Raw genomic sequence first — 16,434 nt, 5'->3', positions numbered from 1 at the left:
TGAGGGCCCGGCCCGCGGCCTGCCCTACTTGGTGGGGGTCTTCATCTCGCGCAGCTGCTGCGTCTTCAGCGCCAGCGCGAGCTTGGTGTTGCCGCCCTTCTCCGCCTCCGCGATCTGCTGCGAGAGGTTCGGAGCGGTTCCCGGCCGGGCTCCCTGCGCGGGGTCCGGGCGGGGAACGCGGGGGCCGGGCTCGGCGGCTGCCCAGTGCGGCTTGCGGGTGAGCAGGTCGTCCAGGGCCGCCTTGATCGCGTCCCCGTCCACGGTGCCGTCGTCGCCGACGTAGGAGCCGCTCTTGAGCGCGTCGACCGCGTCCAGGGGATCCTGGAAGCGGCCTGCGGCGAGCGCCTCGACCTTCGCCGACACAGCCAGTCGGGTCGCCTGCTCCGCGCGCTCGGTGGCCGCCTTCAGCGCGTCCGCCTGGCGCTCCGCCTCGGTCTTGTCCCGGTCCTCGTACTCCTTGAGCCGGGCCGCCTGGTCCTTGGCCTGCTGCTCGGCCTCCTTGGCGCGGCGCTTCCATTCAGCCAGCGCCTTCTCCCCGGCCGGGCCGAGCGCCGGATCGTCGGGCGCGGGAGGCTGGGCCGGGTCCGGTTCGCCGCCCTGGGGCGTCGTCTCCGGTGCGGGCGGGGTGTTCGGATCGCCCGGCGGCTGCGGGTTGCCCGGTGCCGGCGGGGTGTTCGGGTCGGTAGGGGTGCTCATCTGGTCTCCCGTTGCAGGAGTCGGGCCTGGCGTTGCACCAGGTCAGGTCAGGTAGCCGTAGCGGGCGAGGAGGCGAATGACCTCGTCGCGGCTCTCGGCCAGGCGGTAGATCTCCCCAGGCATCAGCCGGGGAGTCCGCAGATGGAAGCGGGGCAGACCCTGCTCAAGGTCGGCGCGGGTCCTCGCGTACCGAATGCCGGTCCGCTGCTCTGCCTCGGCCCGCATCATCTGGAAGAACTCGCCGCGGCGAGTGGTGCCCTCCAGCGTGGCCCTCACCCGCTCGCCGTACACGTCCATGGTGCGCATCGACCGGCCGGCGTTCACCACCTTGAAGATGTCCGCGCCGTCCCGGATCGCCTGAGCACCGCCCGCGGTGAAGCGCCGGTTCTGCTCGGAGTGGGACAGCGACCGGAAGAACCCCATGGGGTCGGTCCGCCGTCCACTCCTTGCCTCCGTCGCGGGTACGCCGTAGCACTGGCACCGCTTGTGCCGCAGGAAGCTGGCGTTCCAGCGGTACCAGCGGCCTGCGAGGATCGCGCACCGCGCGCAGGCACCGGCCCGGACCACCCGCACGTAGCCAGTGACGGTGCGGTTCGCGGCGATGGCCACACCGGCCGCGCCGCTGCCGGCTGCGGCGACCTCCGAGGCGACGATCCGCCGCAACTGCATCTGCCCGGCGAGCATCGCCTCCGGCAGGCTCATCCCGCCCGCCAGCAGCGTCTTGGTCCCGATCACCGGCAGGTACAGCAGACTGTCCAAAGCCCTGCCGTCAGCCGCCACCCCGGACAGAGCCCGCCCGCTGACCTGGGACGCGCCAGCCAGGTAGTCACTGGACAGGCCGTCAGCAGCGACCATCGCGTCCACGTACTGCTGCCCGGACGAGGCAGCGAACATCTGCCCGGCCGTCAGCAGCCGGACCAGCGCGGGACCCACCGTGCGCAGCCACGACCCGGTCAGGTCCCGGCGCTCCAGCAGCTCCCACAGCCGGGCGGCCTTCAGCTCGCTGGCGGAGGCCACGCGCCGCTGCGAAGCACCGTAGGCCGCGACCAGGTCCGCGTGCTCCTGAGTCGGCACTGCGGTCACGCGGCCGGCTCCGGGCGCGGCGTGGGATCGGTCGTGATGGCGCCGAGATCAGCGAACGCGAGCCGGGACGCCTGGTCGTCGAGCATGCGCCGCATCCGTTCCTGCTGTACCGCGGTATACCCCAAGTCCTCCCACGCCTGCTCATGCGGCAGGACGCCCGCCTGGACCAGCTTCACCACCGCGTCCGCCTTCTGCGCGAACGTGGGCGTGGACGGATCCCGCCACAGCGTCTCCAGGTTGAGAGACCGCGGATCCCAGCCGCCGTCACGGAAGCGCAGGATCAACCGGTTCATCTGCTCATACGAGCCGCCGAAGGAGCGCTGCCGTCGCTCGGCCCGCTTCACCAGACGCGTCTCTGCGCTCCGGATGGCGTCCGCGCTGGGCGGGTTGTTCGTGTCCAGGCCGAGGAAGTTCGGTGGCAGACCGGACAGCCCGCCCACCAGACGAGCCAGCAACTCGATGGTGGAGTGGAAGTTGGCCAGCTGTGCCTCGGGGAACTGGACGACATCCGCACCGTCCTCGCCGCCCCGCTTCTTCGACATGGCCCAGATCCGACCGGCGATCCGGGACCACTTGGAGACCCTTTGGCCGTTCTGGTCGACGAAGTCCTCCTCATCGACGCCGAAGGCCACGCGGCGGGGGACGGCGTGGAACTCCTCGCTGACCATCATGTCGGTGGCGGCCTTGCAGGCGGCATCGCTGATAGGCAGCACATTGGCGATCTCAGAGCTGCCGTTCGGCTTCATGATGCGACCGCGGTTGACCAGCGGCACGACCGGGACTTCACCCAGCTTGTGCTCGTCGCGGTCCGTCTCCGCCCACGACGTCACCGACGTCTGCTTGTAATAGACGGTCTCATCCGGCAGGTACAGCGCCGCGTACCGGTCGGTGACCGCGTCCGTGATGGGGTCCTGCTCGCGCCACCGCTTCAGGGCCGCCCGGACCTGCCGGGTACGCGGGTCACGGTCGACCTGCATCTGAAGCGGCGATTCGACCGTGACCAGCGGGGTGGACGCGTCCTTCTCATTCGTTCCGACCACCAGGAACGAGCGACGCATCACCAGCGCGTCGATGTGCGCCTGCTGCGACTTCTCGTCCATACCGTTGGCCTGCCAGATCTTCCACAGGTCATCGGCGGCAGACTCGTCGTCGGCGTACCGGAAGCCCTCGACGTCCAGGCGCTCCTCGAGGGAGTCCACGACCAGGGCCGGCCAGTTGATGACCACCTGGCGGATCTGGTCGCCGAGTTCCTCCAGCAACTCCGGGTTGAGGTAGGAGAGATCCTGCTTGCCCTCGTAGTACCGGTTCAGCTTCTCCAGGCCCGGCTCAAGCCCTTCATGGACACGAGCGAGGTAGGCCACCCAGTCTTCGGGGGTGCGGTCCTTGGCCTCCACGGCGCACCCCCTTTCACAGGACGACGACGCGACCTGGCTTCTTCGGCTTGTTCAGCCCTGCGGCGATGGCGTCCTGGGCCGCCTCGTGCGCGAGGATCGAGACGACGGCCAGGTCGATCTTCTGGTGGTGGGTTGCCTTCCGCAGTACGTAGCGGTTGGCCGGCCGCGCGGCCTTGCGGGCGTTGCGGACGTGGATCGACGTGGTCTCGCAGCCGTCGTGCCGGAAGGTGCTGTCCTTCTTCACGACGTCGGTGAGCAGCTGCTCGCACGCGGCGTGCATCTGCGCCGTGCGGTACGTCTGCCACTCCGTGACCCGCTTCTCGCCGTAGCGGGCCTGCCAGGCCGCCATCTCGCTGGTCCAGTACGGCGGGTCTCCGTACATGCGGACCACGTCGAAGCGGCGCATCAGTTCGTCCACGGCCGCATCGACTTCAAGCCGCGGCACCTGCCCTTCCCACTCCTCCGGATCCCAGATGCACGGCCGCTTGTCGGGCCCGTAGGTCGGAGTGAACTGGTAGCCCTCCAGCGTCTCCGCCCGGATACCGGTCCAGTCGTCGACCTCCGAGCCGTCAAAGCCCAGGACCAGGCGCGTACCGTCCGGGACCTCCTCCACGGCCGCGCGGGCGTCCCAACGGTCCTGCGCCATCCAGGTGCCCATACCGGCGACGATGCGGTTGCCGTAGAAGCGTTCCGCCTCGGCAGGCTCCTTCTCCATCAGCTCGAAGGCCTCGCCCTCGATGGAGTCGAGGTCGATGTGCGAGCTACCGGCGTAGACGGCGGCGTGGATCTTCCGGCGTTCCGTCTTGGTGGCGTAGTCCAGGCCCTTGGGCGGTAGCCGGTGGAACCGGTACACGTCCTTGACCTTGGTCTCTGCGGTCTTCTGTGCCACCGAGTTCTCGGTGGGGTCCCATGCGTTCGTCGTCTCCAGCGACCGCCCGGACATGCCCGCCAGGCCGCGACGCTGTGTCGTGGCCACCTTGGTCATGCCGTTCCCGTCGGTCCAGATGCCCGTCTCGTCCTGGACAGCGAAGGTGATGGGATTGCCCAGGCGGGACTGCGCCGAGGACGTGACGACGTCGATACGGCCGTCGTTCGGCAGCCGGATGAACTGCTCGCCGACCTTCATCACTTCGCCGAGCAGCCCGTTGCGGATCATCGCCTGCAGCGGCCGGTACGTGTTGTCGGTCTGGTCCTCGGACGTCGCCGTGATCTGGATCAGCGGCTGGTTCCACGGCCGGCCCATCGGCTCGCCAGGCTCGTACTCGTACACCCAGCCGCATCCGCAGCGCTGGTCAGCGCAGCGGTACCGCTCGCCGCCCCGCGCCCAACCGTTGAACAGCACCGGGCCGACCGCCTCGGCCGCCACGATGGACGCAGCCCACGGGCCCTTGCCGGACTTCTGCGGCGCAACGCCCTGCGCACGGCGGTAGTGGAACGCGGTCGACAACTGCCCCAACGTGGCGGACGGCTTCACCCGGTAGAAGTTCGCCGTGATCCGCAGCTGCCAGTCGTACATCTCGAACGGCTGCGGGGTGTTGTCCAGGCCGCCCACCGACTGCAGGCGGCAGTGCTGGGCGATCCAGTCGGGGACGACGAACAGCGTGGGGAAGTCGAGGGACCAGGTCCCATCGTCAGCCGCCGCCACCGGCCACCGCCCTCAGCCTGGCGCGCGCCGAGGACGGCGCGATCGTCGGGCCAGAAGGGCCAGCTGGCGCCTCGTCCTCTTCGGACGGACGGTCGACACGCCACCGGTTAGCGCGCATCCCCGGCGTGGACAGCCCGAGCGAGTCGGCGAGTTGCCGAACCAGCGTGGACAGGGCCACGGAGGACTCCGGCGCCTCAGCCTCCACCAGGCGGCGCACGTACAGGGCGACTTCCACGTCCTGGCCGTAGCGCTCCCACATGAGGGCCTGCGGCATCCCCCAGAGTCGCTCCCACATCCGGGCTTCTCGGTCGTTCTGCTCGGTCAGTGGCCAGTCGGGCGTTGCGCCCTGGCGGCCCTCGGCGGGCAGGATCGTCCACTCGCCGGCGTCCCGCTCCCGCCGGAGCGCGGTCGGGTCAGGGGCCGGGCCGGACCTGCTGCGTGCTCCACCCTTCGGCATGTCGATCACTCCAGTCAGCCGCGTTGCGCGGCATCAGCGCAGCCGCGTTGCGCGGCTGGCGTTGCTGAATTCCCCGTCACGCCTCGTTCTGCTGGCTCGCGAGCCAGCGCCGAACGGTCTGGTTGTGGCGTGCGTCGGCGAGCGCGTTGTGTTCACCGCTCTCCTGCTGCGGCAGCTCGTCCCAGGCGAGGCCGAGGCGGCGGGCTTCCTGCTGGATGTCGTAGGTGAACATCGGAACGCCTTGGGGCAGGTCGATCATGCGGCCCCAGAGCTGGGCGAGGCAGACGTGGTCGTAGGCGCCGTAGTTCGCCCACAGTTCGACGTTGGGCCCGGCGGCGCGGATGAAGTCGCGTACCTCGTTGGCGATGACCCAGTGCGGCTTTACCTGGGTGTCCCTCATGTCCGGGCCGACCGTGTCGAGGCCCGGCCTGGGGTGCTGGGTGGCCGGGATCTTGAGGTAGGCGTCCAGAGACGTGCGGCCGGTGATGGGCAACGACGGCAGTACGTTGCGGACCAGCCAGTCGTTCTGCCGGATGCGTTCCCACGGCGCCTCGGAGTTCACGGCGTAGTACTCGCGGCCGTCATCGGTGACCATACCGATGGAGATCAGCTCGATGGTGCGGCCGTCCTCCAGGAACTCCAGGTCGTAGAACAGGTTCAAGACGCCCCCCGTGGTGTCACTGTGCGTAACGGCTGCCGTGGGTGCCCGGAGTTCTGAACCTGGCAGACTTTCGATGGACCTCCCCGGCGGTCCGGAAGCCGGGCCGGATTGGGGTCACCCCCCCCTGGGGCGGTATCACTCTCCGTGTCCGTCCGGGGGATGTCCGGCAGGCCAGCCAGGTCGATGTCCGCCTCGAACACGCCGACGAAGGCGAGGCCAAGGGTGTCCCGGAGCCGGTCGAGGCCAGCCAGGTCGTCGGTCTCCAGAGCGCCGGCGTTACCGATCAGCAGGACGTCACCGGGCTTGAGCAGTACGACGCGCGCCTGCGGGCGGGCCGCCGAGCAGCAGCTTGCGGCCTGGTCAACCTTTGAGGTCTCGGCGCTGCTCACCTGTTCCATCCTCCTGGCTGGTGTCGAGCTGTCTGAGCGCTGTGGCACGGACCGCACAGCCCGCGTCCGCGCGCCGGGTCGTTCGGGTCCAGGCCCTCGGCGACGAGTTCGCGGCGGTCCTTGGGCCAGTGGTCGGCGTGCTCGCTGTCCCGCTCGCACTGCTGCTCTGTTCGGCTGCAGCTTCCGCAACCGGTGCACTTGCACTTGGGATCGCGGGCGAGGACGCCGCGGCGGAACCGTGTCTCGTGGCCGCGTCCGTATCCGCGCTGTCGTGCGGTGCCGCGTCGCTGCTCGGCCTCGCGACGGTGGTCGGCACACCGGCCGCCCTGCGTGTACTCGGGGCAGCCTGGGACGGTGCAGATGGTGTACGAGCGACGCGGGGCCATGGCACCTCCTGATCACGATCCGGGTACGTGCGGGCGCTGGTGCCGGTGGGGCTGGGATGCTGCCGCGCATGAGTGAAGAATCTGTGAACGAGTCGTCCACTGCGTCATCCGACCCTGCTGTAGATCCGCCCGTAGCGCGGCGCCCTGGCTGGTGGGTGGCAGTGGCTCCTGGGGTGGCCGGGCTGGTGGTGGGCGCCGGGGCCGTTGGCCTGACGTGGGGCTTGTCCGGGGGCGAGAGCGAGTCGAAGGGGTCGTTCACCCTGCGGGGGGCGATGGTGCTGAATGACGGGGCTACGACGGCGACCTTCGAGAAGGGCGGCGACTGCTCCGGTTACGGGGACGGATACGGCGACATCGTGCCCGGCGCCTCGGTGACTGTCTATGACAGTGCGGGGGCCGTGGTGGCGACTGGCTCTCTGGGTAAGGGCACTCTCCCAGAAGGATCGACGTCATCGGTGCCCTGCAGCTTCCCTGTGACGGTGCCTGGTGTGCCGAAGGGGGCCAAGTTCTACCAGGTGGAGGTCTCACACCGTGGGAAAGTGACGGTATCGGCGTCCGATGCGGAAGCGGGCCGGTTCGCGGCCTCACTGGGCTAGAGCCGTCTGCGGTGCCTGTCTGCGGACACAGTTGTACACCGAGATCGTTGCACTCCGTCTGACCTGCGGTCAAGCGGCAGCGCGCGCGGCCCGCTTGGCGGCCAGTGCGGTGACGTCTGCGACGGTGTACCAGGGCTGCCGCGGGCTGCCGCCGGCGCGGGCGAGTTGGCCGCGGTGGACGATGCTGCGGAGGCCGGTGAGGGTGACGCCGAGGACGCTCGCGGCCTGGTGGGCGGTGAGGTAGCCGGGGCGGATGATCTGTGACTCCATACGCCCCATGATGCGGCAGGGCCCCGCCGCGACGAGGGTGCGGCGGGGCCTGGTCAAGGGGACAGGGTTACTTCTTCGGCGTCCCCGGGACGGGCTTGGGCTCCTTCTTCACCCAGCCGCCGCGGCTGCTGCTGTAGGTGGTCTCGTGGCCCTTCAGCCGGGGGTCGTCCTGCGAGGGCTGCTTCTTGAATCCGAGTGCCATGATGGCGGTCCTGTCTCCTGGTTGGGATGGGACCGGGGCGGGCCGACTCTTCTTGGCGGTTGGGGCGGCCCGCCCCGGGGCTTCTGGTCAGCGGCCGAGAGAGCGAGCGATCGCCGACGCGATCGCCAGCAGCGCCAGACCGCCGACCACGGCGGCCGTGCTCACGTACCGGTGGTCCGGGTCGGGCGTGCTGCCGGGCACCCGGACGATCTCTTCGCCGTCCGGGGCCAGGCCGCCATGCTCGATGACGCGGTGCTCCCTGCGGCTCGCCTCAGCGTCCTTTCGGGTGCTGGGCGGGCTGGTCGCGCGGCACTGCCGACAGCGGTAGACGTGGGGCATCTGGGGGCGCCTTTCGGTGCGGTAGGTGGTAGGTAGGGGCCTGGTAGGAAGCTGCGCTGACCTGCGGTTCCTACCGCCCTACCCGGCCTCTGGGGTGAGGGGCTGATCCGGTTGGGGAGCGGGGTCGGCGGGGTCGACGAGCGGGGCTGTCGGTGCGGTGGCGGTGGGGCTGCCCGACGGGGTCGCGGGGGTGGGGTCGGCGGGGGCCGGCGGGGGCAGGTCCCGCAGGCGCACCCCGTCCCTCACCCGCTGGCGGCCGTCCAGGCGCAGCTTGAACTCCTCCACCGGCACCTCAAGCGAGACGAATCTGGCCTTCAGATCGGCCTGCTCCCAGCCCTCCAGTTCGGGCTCGGCCAGCAGGTCGGCAAGGTGGGCTCCTTGCCGGTCCCCGGCGACCCGACGGACGACCGCGGCGAGGGCGTCCAGGGCGAGCGCCTCGCGCGGCTCCTCGTCGTCCTCAGGGAGCGGCGGCCTCGGGGTGGTGCGGGGGACGGGCGGGGCGACGATCCAGGCGGCCGTGCACCAGGTGGCTGCGGCGCCGGGCGCCGCGAACTGGGCGACGTCGGGGTAGTGGCTGGCGCTGTAGACGACGACGTAGCCGGTGAAGGCGAGGACTCCGGCGCGCTCCCAGCCGGTGAAGTGGGCGCCGAGGCGGCCCCAGCCGCGGCGTACCAGGATGAGGGAGCCTTGCCACAGGGCCGCTCCGGCTCCGCTGACGGCGAGAATGGGTCGCAGCTCGGTGGCGATCCGGCGGGGCAGCAGGGGAGTGGTGCACTCCCCTGCATCCTTGATGATCTTCATCAGATCATGCCCAGCGCGTGGCCGCCGGTCAGGATCAGCGCCTGGGGCAGCCCCCAGATGCCGCCCGCCTGCGCCCACACCCCGGCCGAGACGATTCCGGTGACGGCGGCCTTGCCCGGGGACAGCTCCCGGAAGTACATGATCGCGGCGAGCAGCAGGGCTACGGCACCGGTTCCGGCCGTTCCGAAGCCGCCGTTGGTGAACATCCCGGAGAACGCGTCGGACACGTTCTCCCCCACGGTCCAGATGGACCCGGCGGTCATGTAGAAGGTGCCCGCGGCGACCCCGGTCCACTGGGCCTGGTCCGAGGTGAGCTTCTTACGGATACGGCCCTTCTTGCCGCCGCCGGCGCCGCCCGGGCCCCCGGCGGATCCCTTGGGCTCGCGGATACCGGCGATCAGGACGGTGGTGAGTGCGGTGGCGATGCCTCCCGCGCCGACGGTGCCGAGGATGCGGCCACCTTCAACGCTGATGGCGGGGGCGGCAAGGAAGATCTCGTGCATGGTGATATCTCCTGGTCAGGCTGCTGCGGGCGCCCACAGAGCGAGCGCAAGCACGGCGGAGGCGAGGGGGATGCGGGCGGCCCAGGCGAGGCCGGGCCACCAGTGGCGGGTGCGGCGGTCCCAGACGTGGGCGATGAGCAGGCAGCCGCCGGCGCCGAGGACGAGGGCGCCGCTGACGCTGGCCTCGCTGCCGCACGAGGCGATGGCGTGGGCGAACTGGTCGTACAGGCCGAGGCTCCACCCGGCTCCGGCGGCGGAGCCGTTGTAGAGGGCGGCGCGCGTCTTGGGGCTGAGGGCGATCCTGGGCGGCGGGTCGGTGAGGAAGGCGGGCAGGTGCGGGCCCGGGTAGTAGCCGGGCTGCGGCGTCCACCAGCCGGGGCCGCCCGGCCCGGGCGCGGGCCCGGGCTCGGACGTGTCGGTGGTGGACGCCTGCGTGGTCTCGGTGACGTCGTCGCCGCGGTACAGCTCGTCCCACCAGTCCGAGCTGTCCTCGGCTCCGGGCTCGACCTCGGGCGCGGGGGTGCTGGCGGGCAGCTTGGTCGGCTTGGCCCGCCACCAGTCGGGAAGGCGGCTCGTACTGGCCTGCGAGGGAGACATGTCGGTCACAGGAGCCTCCTTTCAGCGGAGGACGGCCGCGCCGAACGCGGCCAGGGTGAGGATGAGGGCGACGGTCCCGGTGATGCGGGGCACGTCGTGCAGCGCGACAGCGCACAGCCCGTAGAGGGCGACCAGCGCGGAGCCAGCGAAGAACGCGGCGAAGAACGCGGCGGCGGGCATCAGTTGTAGCCCTGGCCGCCCTTGCCGATCTGGTCGTCGCTGGGCAGCGGTGGCCGTTGCGGCTGCTGCGCCGGGGGCTTCTTCGCGGCTCGGGACAGGGCCGCGCGGACGTGGTTCTCGGGGACGATCAGGCGCCGGGTCTGCTCAAGGTGCTCGGCGATCTCGCGGGCTGATGCGTCTGCTCCGAGAGCAGTTGCAGCCTCTTCGACCGCGCCTTGCAAATTCACGGCGGGCAACTCGCTGACCTGCGGCGCAACGCGTGCATCACCGCGCTGCACGTCGTACTCGGCGGGCCTCCGGTCGAGGACCAGGGCGACGGCGACGGCGTCCACGGGCAGCCCGTAGTGGGTGAGCAGGTGGGCCAGCTCGGCCGGGGGCGCATCAGGGCGCGCATCGGCTGCGAGCCGGATCGCATCCGCCGGTTCCATGACGGCGAACTGGCGGCGCAGCGCCTCGGTGGCGGACACCGGGCGGGGCCGGGCGGCGGGTTCCCCGAGGGCCGCCGCAGGCACGGCGCCGTACATGCCGGCGAGGGCTGCGTCGGCGCCGTCGGTGATGCGGCCGCGCTGCACCTCGACGAGCGCGGCGCCGAGCACCTGGTCGCCGATGCCGACATGCTTGGCGAGCTTCCAGCTCTTGCGTAGCGCCTCTTCCCGCTGCTCCTCGTCGGGGTGCCGGGCGGCGACCGCCTGGTGGTAGGCGAGCTGCTGCACAGCGTCTGCGGTCTGCCGCTGGGCTTCGGCGTCGACGCCGGTGCGGTAGACGACGATCCGGCGGGCGATCAGGCCGAGGCCCTCGGCGGCGCCGGACATGGCGAGCGGGGTGGCGCCGTAGACGACGGCCTCGGTGATCGTGTGGGCGATGGACAGGCCGGTGCCGCACGCGGCGGCCGGGGCGAGCCACAGCCCGATACGGACGGCGGCCGGGGCGGACTGGCCGAGCAGGGTGAGGCCGAGCATGGTGAGCGCGAGGATCAGTGCGAGGCCTTCGCCGGCGGCGACGGCTCCGGCGGCGGTCGCGCCGCGGTGGAACTGGGCGAGGACGTTGGTGTAGGTGCCCCAGGCGCCGAAGCCGCCGACGGCGGCCATGGCGACCGCGGCCGCGCCGAGAACGACCTGCTGCCCGGTGGTGAGGTCGCGGGTGGTCACCGGTTCTCACCCCGCTCGTACCAGCAGAACGGGCGCAGGCTGCCGGCGGCCTTGAACACGCGGATCGCGGCCTCCTCGGGGGCGGCCGGCAGGGGGTAGACCCTGCCCCGTTCCAGGGAGGCCAGCAGTCGGGCGGCGTGGTGCTCGCAGCCCTCGGCCCCCGCGTTGGTGGCGTCGAGGATGGCGACGACGGTCGGGCCGACGCACGGGGTGGGGTCGTCGCGGTGGGCGGCCGGGCAGCGGGGCGAAACGTTGCGGGGATGCGCAAGGTTTCCGGCGTTCGGCTCGGCGCCGATGGCGCGGAGCAGGAGGCGCAGGGCCTCGCGGAGGGAGAGGACCTGGTCGCTGTCGAGCAGCTGCTGGGCGACGCTGATGGCGACGTCCAGGTCGCTCGGCGCGGCGGCCGGGGCGGGGGTCGTGTCGGCGGCCAGGTAGGCGTCGAGCCGGTGGCTCAGACGCTGGCTGGCGCCCTTGGCGTAGTCGTCGCGGGCGAGCTGGTGCAGCTCGGCCACGCGTTCCGCGGCGCTTGCGCGCGCACTGGGGCGCGGGAAATGATCGGTCATGCCGACTCCTGGTTACGTCAGGTGTTCGGTGGAAGGGCCGGGCGGTGCGCGCGCCGGGGACGGCAATCCCCGAGCTGCTGCCCGGCCCTTCGTTCGCTCTCTACCGTTCCACAGCCTGAACAGATTGTCCAGACAGTTGAACGCATCGGGAGTGCATCACGCCGCATCAGCAGGCTGGAAGTGGTGCAGCATCAGGTAGTCCTCGGGCCCGTACACCGATCCGCACCACTGGCACGTCAGCCGCGTCTCACCCGGCAACCGGGATATGACAGCCCCGCACACCACGCCCTCACCGACCAGCGCGACGCAGTACCCGATCCGCTGACGCCGGGGCTCCGGGTCGCCAACGATCGAGCGGACCTGCGAGTTCAGCTCTGCGACCTCGCGGGCGAGGTCGCCGGCCGCCGGGTACTGCGCGACGATCCAGTCCAGCTCCTGGGCCAGCCACCGGCAGTCAGCGTCCAGGCGGGCGGGTGGGGGCGCCCCGCGGTGCGGCCAGCGCAGCCGCCGGATGTCCGTCCGCCACGAGTGGATCACCTCAGTCGCGCGGGCCCAGTTCACCGTGTCGAGGACGTCCTCATTGACGGGGGAGCGGGGGCCGGCCGCGCTCTTGGTGGCGACGATGTCGCCCCAGCCGGATCGGCGGGGCACCAGGCACTCGCCGACCTCGCAGAACAGGGCGGGGAGTTCTTGCAGCCTCGCGGCCAGCTGGTCCCGGTGCCGGTTGCACAGGTAGCCGCTGGACGCGCGGTTGCACAGGTCGCAGGTCACTTGGTGCTGGTCTCCTCAGGCCGTGCGAGTGCTTCGAGCAGCACTACGGCGGAGCCGTGGTGTGGGTGACCGGGCCGAGCCGTCTTCCAGCGGGCGGCCAGCTGCTCGGCGCGCTCCACGGCGGCCTCGGCGGCGAGCGCCCGCGCCTTCCACTGGTCGCCGCGGCGCCAGCCCTCGTTGGCGTTCTCGTACAGCGCGTCCAGCGCGTCGTCGTTGATCGTGTCGGCGGTGTAGCGCGTCATGCTGCCTGGTCCTTCCTGGCACAGGTGATCGGGTCGTGGGCGGTGCCGTGGGACTCCCAGGCCTGCAGGCAGCAGCAGGCTTCGAGGTCCCGCCAGCCGATCTCGACGTCGTCCCGAAGGGCCCGGGTGCGCACGGCGCGGTCGGCGTCGGCCTGGGCGATCGCGCGCTCGTCGGCGTGCTCGGCCTCTCGCAGCCAGCCAGCCAGAGGGGCCAGCGAGCAGGCGGCCAGAACGGGTGCGGCCCAGGCGGCCCCGTGGACGGCCTGGTCCACGGCGGCGTAGCCGAGGACCACGGAGACGGCGCCGTAGAAGGCGCAGAGGATGCGGGCGACGCGGGTCACAGGTACCTCCCGGTGATCGGCACGGTGCGGATGGAGTGGCGCTGGCGGGCGGTGAGGCCCTGGCCCCACAGGTCGGACTGCCAGCGGGGCCGCGGCTGCTCGCAGCGGCAGTCCCCGGTGGCGGGCAGGAAGTGGCCGCGGGCGCAGCGCGGGCGGGCAGTCACGAGGCGGCTCCGAACAGGTCGAGTTGCTCGCCGCGCGCCTGCTCCCGTGCGCTCTCGGCGCGCCGCAGTTCCAGCCGCGCCTCACGGCAGCAGGTGCAGTGCCCCCAGGGATCAGCCGGGGTGTCGGCGGGCTCCAGGCGGCCCCACTCCTCCCACCACTCCCTGCCGTCCTCGGTGATACCGGTGAGGACCGTGGCACCGACGGTGGCGACGACCCAGCCGCGGAAGCCGGTGCGTCCGAATCCGGGGGCGGGGTGGCCGGCGTATCCGTGGCGTCGGACGGGGTCGCCGGGCTGGTAGGGGCAGTGGGGGCGGAGCGCACCGCCTGCGGTGGTGGCGAAGGCGTCGGCCAGGTGGGCGGGGATGTGGTCGGGCACGGGGTGCCGCAGTTGCTGGTGGCGGCTCATCGCTGCGCCCCGTCCTGCCGCGCCCCGGCGGCGGGCGCCGGGTCGTGGGATTCGTCAGTGGCGCAGGCGACACAGCCGGGCGGGCACGCCTCGGGCCGCGTCTCGGTGGCTGCCGTCTCGTCCTGCCGCGCCCCGGCGGCGAGCTGGTGCTCGGCCTCAACGGTGTACGTGGTCGTCTCCCGGACGAGGCGCCGCTCTACGGGCGTGCCGTCCTTCCAGGCTGGGGCCTTCTGGGCGGCGGCCTGGTAGCGCTCTACGGCGTGGTTCCGGTTGAGGAACCGGGTGCCGGGGATCCACTCGTCCGCGACCGGGTCACGGAACTCCGCAGCCCATCGGTGGGACGGCGGCCGGTGTTCTGCGGGCTGCGCATCGTCGGCCATGCGGCGCAGCTCGTCGGCAACACGGAGGATGCCGACATTCTCAGAAACCTGTGCGGACTTCCGCGGCCCGAAGGCGGGCTCGAACTGGCGCAGCGACTCGGCGACCTCAGCCGCTTCGCGGAGGGCGACGACTCGATCGGCGCACCGGTCGGCGGCCTTCCGCTCCAGCGCCGCTGCCAGCTCGCCCCGCAGCCGGGTGACCTCAGTACGCATCTTGGTGAGCGCCGCGTAGTCCTCCCCGTGCCAGCGGATCAGCTTCTCCAGCTCTGCCCGCAGCTGGGCGGTCTCGTCGTGGTTCTCCATGGGTTCCTCCGTGATGTGATGGGTGGAGGTCCGGGCCTGATAGCGACAGGCCCGGACCGCTACGCAGCGGCGGGAAGGATCAGCTGACCGAGGACACGGCCGACGCGGTCCTGGTCGATGAGGTCGGCGACGTCCCCGGCGGACGCACCGCGTGGCACGGCGATCCCGAGGCGACGGCACAGGCCCAACTGCTTCGCGCTGGGCTGGTTCGCGCGCCAACGGGCCTGCCGTGCGACGAACGCAGACGGAGCGAGGATCTTGGCCTGCTGCTCCAGCCAGGCCAGTGCCTCCGGCAGCGGCCGGGCGACGTCGTCCTTGGGCCCGTGCGCGCCGTTCGCCTCCGTCCACCGACGCATCCGGTATAGCCGGGTGCCGGGGTCGCGGACGAGGAACAGGAACTGCGCCGAGGACAGGCGGATGAACCAGGTGCCGGCCTCAGTGCGCAGCCAGCGGATCGCCGACGAGCCGAACAGGTTGAACTCCTCGGCCTCGATGTGCGCCGTCAGGGTCCGGCGCTTCTCGGCGGCCACGGCCTCCTCGGCGACCTCCCGCAGGCTCTTGCCCTCCTCGGCCTGGCCGATCTCCCGCGCGGTCAGGTCGACCATGGACGCGAGCTTGTGCCGGGTGGAGGCGCCCATGACGTCCAGCAGCAGCGCATCCCGCTTCCCGGGCGCCGGGCGCAGCGCGCGGCCGGCCATCTGCACGTAGAGCCCCGGGCTCTTGGTCGGGCGAGCGATGACCGCGCAGGACGTGTGCGGGGCGTCGAACCCCTCGGTGAGCACCATGCAGTTGGTGAGGACCTGGACGTCCCCGGCCTCGTACCGGGCGAGCGTCGCGCGCCGGTCGTCGCGGCCCATGTCGCCCCACACCGGAGCTGCCGTGATCCCAGCCGCCTGCAGCGACTCGGCGGCGGCCTGGGCGGTCGCCACGGTCGGGGTGAAGACCACGCCCGGCCGGTCGGCGGCGTGAGAGACGTAGGCCTTGGCGATGGCGTTCAGGGCGCCCGAGTCCTCCAGGGCCTGGCCCAGCTGGCCGTCGACCAGGTCGCCGCCGCGGGTGCGGACCTTGTCCAGGTCGAGGGTGTCCACGGTGATGCGCTTGCCGCGGACGTCGCACAGATAGCCGTCGCTGATCATGTCGAGGATGTCGAGGCGGAAGACGACGTCCTGCCAGACCTCAGCCAGGCCGCCATCGGTGCGGGTCATGGTCGCGGTGAACCCGGCGACCGGTACGCCGTCCCAGGCGCCGAAGTGTGCGAGGACCTCCATGTACGAGCGGGCGGCCGCGTGGTGGCACTCATCGACGATGACCAGGCCGATGTCCCGGATGGCCTCGCGGCGGCGCGGTACGGCCAGGGTCTGGACGCTGGCCACGATCACGTCGGCGTCGTGGTGCTGGTCGCGCTCGGCCTTGACGATGCCGACGCGCAGCATCGGGTCGACGGCGAGCAGCTTGGCCGCGGCCTGCTCGATGAGTTCCTCCCGGTGCGCGATCACGAGGACGCGGCGGCCATTGAGGCTGTCGAGCATCTGGTGCGCCAGGTGCGAGAAGACGACGGTCTTCCCGGCGCCGGTCGGGAGGACGACGGCGAGCCGGTTGGTGCCGGCGGCCCACCCGGCACGCAGCGCGTCGATGGCCTCGGTCTGGTAGGGCCTGGGCTTGAAGGCGGTCATGGTCATGTTCACCTCGGTTCGGTTGCTGGGGCTTTGCGGGGAGTGCGGGGAGTGCGGGGAGTGGCTGCGGGGAGTCTCGGGTGACTCGTAGTCCGGCCTGATCAGGGGTTTTGCGGGGACGCGGGGACTTGCGGGGACTTGGGAAAACCCTTGATGCCGGAGGCCGTAAGAACTGATCCGTGACGACGTGCGGCACATGTGATGCGCGATGCATGTGCGACGTGCGCGCTATAGGGGAGGCGG

23 protein-coding genes are annotated in these 16,434 nt (G+C 71.5%); 1 reads left to right on the top strand and 22 read right to left on the bottom strand.

Translation table 11 applies throughout. The features are described from left to right. Positions 1–24: 24 nt before the first annotated feature. From AB0G56_RS34355 to AB0G56_RS34330, 6 genes are all read right to left on the bottom strand, one after another. Entirely contained in the window at positions 25–696 is a 672-nt protein-coding gene (locus AB0G56_RS34355; protein ID WP_360977567.1) for a hypothetical protein, read from the bottom strand. Positions 697–738: 42 nt separating this feature from the next. After that, positions 739–1,779 carry a hypothetical protein gene (locus AB0G56_RS34350; protein ID WP_360977564.1) on the bottom strand — a complete coding sequence of 347 codons (1,041 nt, stop codon included), beginning with the start codon at positions 1,777–1,779 and terminating at the stop codon, positions 739–741. Next, complete coding sequence (locus AB0G56_RS34345; RefSeq protein WP_360977561.1) at positions 1,776–3,173, bottom strand: phage portal protein; 1,398 nt, start codon at positions 3,171–3,173, stop codon at positions 1,776–1,778. The genes AB0G56_RS34350 and AB0G56_RS34345 overlap by 4 nt, the downstream gene beginning before the upstream one ends. Before the next feature lie 13 nt (positions 3,174–3,186). Next, entirely contained in the window at positions 3,187–4,818 is a 1,632-nt protein-coding gene (locus AB0G56_RS34340) for a hypothetical protein (protein ID WP_360977558.1), read from the bottom strand. Then, on the bottom strand, positions 4,805–5,275 hold the full coding sequence (locus tag AB0G56_RS34335) for a hypothetical protein (protein ID WP_360977555.1): 471 nt from the start codon (positions 5,273–5,275) through the stop codon (positions 4,805–4,807). Before AB0G56_RS34335 ends, AB0G56_RS34340 begins: the two co-directional genes overlap by 14 nt. A gap of 76 nt (positions 5,276–5,351) precedes the next feature. Then, positions 5,352–5,936, bottom strand: a complete 585-nt coding sequence (locus AB0G56_RS34330) for a 3'-5' exoribonuclease (RefSeq protein WP_360977552.1) — start codon at positions 5,934–5,936, stop codon at positions 5,352–5,354. 41 nt (positions 5,937–5,977) lie between these two features. Between AB0G56_RS34330 and AB0G56_RS34325 the strand changes: the two genes are divergently transcribed. After that, on the top strand, positions 5,978–6,307 hold the full coding sequence (locus AB0G56_RS34325; RefSeq protein WP_360977549.1) for a hypothetical protein: 330 nt from the start codon (positions 5,978–5,980) through the stop codon (positions 6,305–6,307). Positions 6,308–7,376: 1,069 nt separating this feature from the next. Here the strand turns inward: AB0G56_RS34325 and AB0G56_RS34320 are convergent. The 16 genes from AB0G56_RS34320 to AB0G56_RS34245 form a co-directional block, all read right to left on the bottom strand. Next, the gene (locus tag AB0G56_RS34320) at positions 7,377–7,577 is read right to left on the bottom strand and encodes a hypothetical protein (RefSeq protein ID WP_360977547.1); all 201 of its coding nucleotides are present in this window, start codon (positions 7,575–7,577) and stop codon (positions 7,377–7,379) included. Positions 7,578–7,644: 67 nt separating this feature from the next. Beyond that, positions 7,645–7,779, bottom strand: coding sequence for a hypothetical protein (locus AB0G56_RS34315; protein WP_360977544.1), 135 nt, complete (start codon positions 7,777–7,779; stop codon positions 7,645–7,647). An 87-nt stretch (positions 7,780–7,866) separates the two neighbouring features. Beyond that, positions 7,867–8,118: a hypothetical protein gene (locus AB0G56_RS34310; RefSeq protein ID WP_360977541.1), complete on the bottom strand. Its 252-nt coding sequence runs from the start codon at positions 8,116–8,118 to the stop codon at positions 7,867–7,869. Between the two features lie 78 nt (positions 8,119–8,196). Further along, positions 8,197–8,919: a hypothetical protein gene (locus AB0G56_RS34305; RefSeq protein ID WP_360977538.1), complete on the bottom strand. Its 723-nt coding sequence runs from the start codon at positions 8,917–8,919 to the stop codon at positions 8,197–8,199. Beyond that, positions 8,919–9,422, bottom strand: coding sequence for a hypothetical protein (locus tag AB0G56_RS34300; protein WP_360977535.1), 504 nt, complete (start codon positions 9,420–9,422; stop codon positions 8,919–8,921). Before AB0G56_RS34300 ends, AB0G56_RS34305 begins: the two co-directional genes overlap by 1 nt. Before the next feature lie 15 nt (positions 9,423–9,437). After that, complete coding sequence (locus AB0G56_RS34295) at positions 9,438–10,028, bottom strand: hypothetical protein (protein WP_360977533.1); 591 nt, start codon at positions 10,026–10,028, stop codon at positions 9,438–9,440. Positions 10,029–10,040: 12 nt separating this feature from the next. After that, a complete protein-coding gene (locus AB0G56_RS34290) occupies positions 10,041–10,199 on the bottom strand; it encodes a hypothetical protein (protein WP_360977531.1) in 159 nt (52 codons plus the stop codon). After that, complete coding sequence (locus AB0G56_RS34285) at positions 10,199–11,347, bottom strand: hypothetical protein (protein WP_360977528.1); 1,149 nt, start codon at positions 11,345–11,347, stop codon at positions 10,199–10,201. Before AB0G56_RS34285 ends, AB0G56_RS34290 begins: the two co-directional genes overlap by 1 nt. Continuing rightward, positions 11,344–11,910 (bottom strand): hypothetical protein, encoded by a 567-nt coding sequence (locus AB0G56_RS34280; RefSeq protein ID WP_360977525.1) that lies wholly within the window; start codon positions 11,908–11,910, stop codon positions 11,344–11,346. The genes AB0G56_RS34285 and AB0G56_RS34280 overlap by 4 nt, the downstream gene beginning before the upstream one ends. Positions 11,911–12,066: 156 nt before the next feature. Next, positions 12,067–12,681: a hypothetical protein gene (locus tag AB0G56_RS34275; protein ID WP_360977523.1), complete on the bottom strand. Its 615-nt coding sequence runs from the start codon at positions 12,679–12,681 to the stop codon at positions 12,067–12,069. After that, entirely contained in the window at positions 12,678–12,923 is a 246-nt protein-coding gene (locus tag AB0G56_RS34270; protein WP_360977520.1) for a hypothetical protein, read from the bottom strand. The genes AB0G56_RS34275 and AB0G56_RS34270 overlap by 4 nt, the downstream gene beginning before the upstream one ends. Beyond that, positions 12,920–13,264, bottom strand: coding sequence for a hypothetical protein (locus AB0G56_RS34265; protein WP_360977517.1), 345 nt, complete (start codon positions 13,262–13,264; stop codon positions 12,920–12,922). The genes AB0G56_RS34270 and AB0G56_RS34265 overlap by 4 nt, the downstream gene beginning before the upstream one ends. Beyond that, on the bottom strand, positions 13,261–13,428 hold the full coding sequence (locus AB0G56_RS34260; RefSeq protein ID WP_360977514.1) for a hypothetical protein: 168 nt from the start codon (positions 13,426–13,428) through the stop codon (positions 13,261–13,263). The genes AB0G56_RS34265 and AB0G56_RS34260 overlap by 4 nt, the downstream gene beginning before the upstream one ends. After that, positions 13,425–13,835: a hypothetical protein gene (locus AB0G56_RS34255; protein ID WP_360977512.1), complete on the bottom strand. Its 411-nt coding sequence runs from the start codon at positions 13,833–13,835 to the stop codon at positions 13,425–13,427. Before AB0G56_RS34255 ends, AB0G56_RS34260 begins: the two co-directional genes overlap by 4 nt. Beyond that, a complete protein-coding gene (locus AB0G56_RS34250; protein WP_360977509.1) occupies positions 13,832–14,518 on the bottom strand; it encodes a hypothetical protein in 687 nt (228 codons plus the stop codon). The genes AB0G56_RS34255 and AB0G56_RS34250 overlap by 4 nt, the downstream gene beginning before the upstream one ends. 59 nt (positions 14,519–14,577) lie before the next feature. After that, positions 14,578–16,197 carry a DEAD/DEAH box helicase gene (locus AB0G56_RS34245; RefSeq protein ID WP_360977506.1) on the bottom strand — a complete coding sequence of 540 codons (1,620 nt, stop codon included), beginning with the start codon at positions 16,195–16,197 and terminating at the stop codon, positions 14,578–14,580. Positions 16,198–16,434 lie beyond the last annotated feature (237 nt).

The sequence above is a fragment of the Streptomyces sp. NPDC021356 genome, assembly GCF_040641015.1.
Classification (GTDB): Bacteria; Actinomycetota; Actinomycetes; order Streptomycetales; family Streptomycetaceae; genus Streptomyces.
Note: the sequence above shows the minus strand (reverse complement) of the source record. Positions and strands in the feature narration are given on the sequence as shown.

What these genes read in the sequence shown, in the direction of transcription:
- AB0G56_RS34355 (WP_360977567.1), bottom strand. Translation starts at nt 696, where the DNA reads ATGAGCACCCCTACCGACCCGAACACCCCGCCGGCACCGGGCAACCCG.
- AB0G56_RS34335 (WP_360977555.1), bottom strand. Translation starts at nt 5,275, where the DNA reads ATGCCGAAGGGTGGAGCACGCAGCAGGTCCGGCCCGGCCCCTGACCCG.
- AB0G56_RS34320 (WP_360977547.1), bottom strand. Translation starts at nt 7,577, where the DNA reads ATGGAGTCACAGATCATCCGCCCCGGCTACCTCACCGCCCACCAGGCC.
- AB0G56_RS34315 (WP_360977544.1), bottom strand. Translation starts at nt 7,779, where the DNA reads ATGGCACTCGGATTCAAGAAGCAGCCCTCGCAGGACGACCCCCGGCTG.
- AB0G56_RS34310 (WP_360977541.1), bottom strand. Translation starts at nt 8,118, where the DNA reads ATGCCCCACGTCTACCGCTGTCGGCAGTGCCGCGCGACCAGCCCGCCC.
- AB0G56_RS34305 (WP_360977538.1), bottom strand. Translation starts at nt 8,919, where the DNA reads ATGAAGATCATCAAGGATGCAGGGGAGTGCACCACTCCCCTGCTGCCC.
- AB0G56_RS34300 (WP_360977535.1), bottom strand. Translation starts at nt 9,422, where the DNA reads ATGCACGAGATCTTCCTTGCCGCCCCCGCCATCAGCGTTGAAGGTGGC.
- AB0G56_RS34290 (WP_360977531.1), bottom strand. Translation starts at nt 10,199, where the DNA reads ATGCCCGCCGCCGCGTTCTTCGCCGCGTTCTTCGCTGGCTCCGCGCTG.
- AB0G56_RS34280 (WP_360977525.1), bottom strand. Translation starts at nt 11,910, where the DNA reads ATGACCGATCATTTCCCGCGCCCCAGTGCGCGCGCAAGCGCCGCGGAA.
- AB0G56_RS34270 (WP_360977520.1), bottom strand. Translation starts at nt 12,923, where the DNA reads ATGACGCGCTACACCGCCGACACGATCAACGACGACGCGCTGGACGCG.
- AB0G56_RS34255 (WP_360977512.1), bottom strand. Translation starts at nt 13,835, where the DNA reads ATGAGCCGCCACCAGCAACTGCGGCACCCCGTGCCCGACCACATCCCC.
- AB0G56_RS34250 (WP_360977509.1), bottom strand. Translation starts at nt 14,518, where the DNA reads ATGGAGAACCACGACGAGACCGCCCAGCTGCGGGCAGAGCTGGAGAAG.
- AB0G56_RS34245 (WP_360977506.1), bottom strand. Translation starts at nt 16,197, where the DNA reads ATGACCATGACCGCCTTCAAGCCCAGGCCCTACCAGACCGAGGCCATC.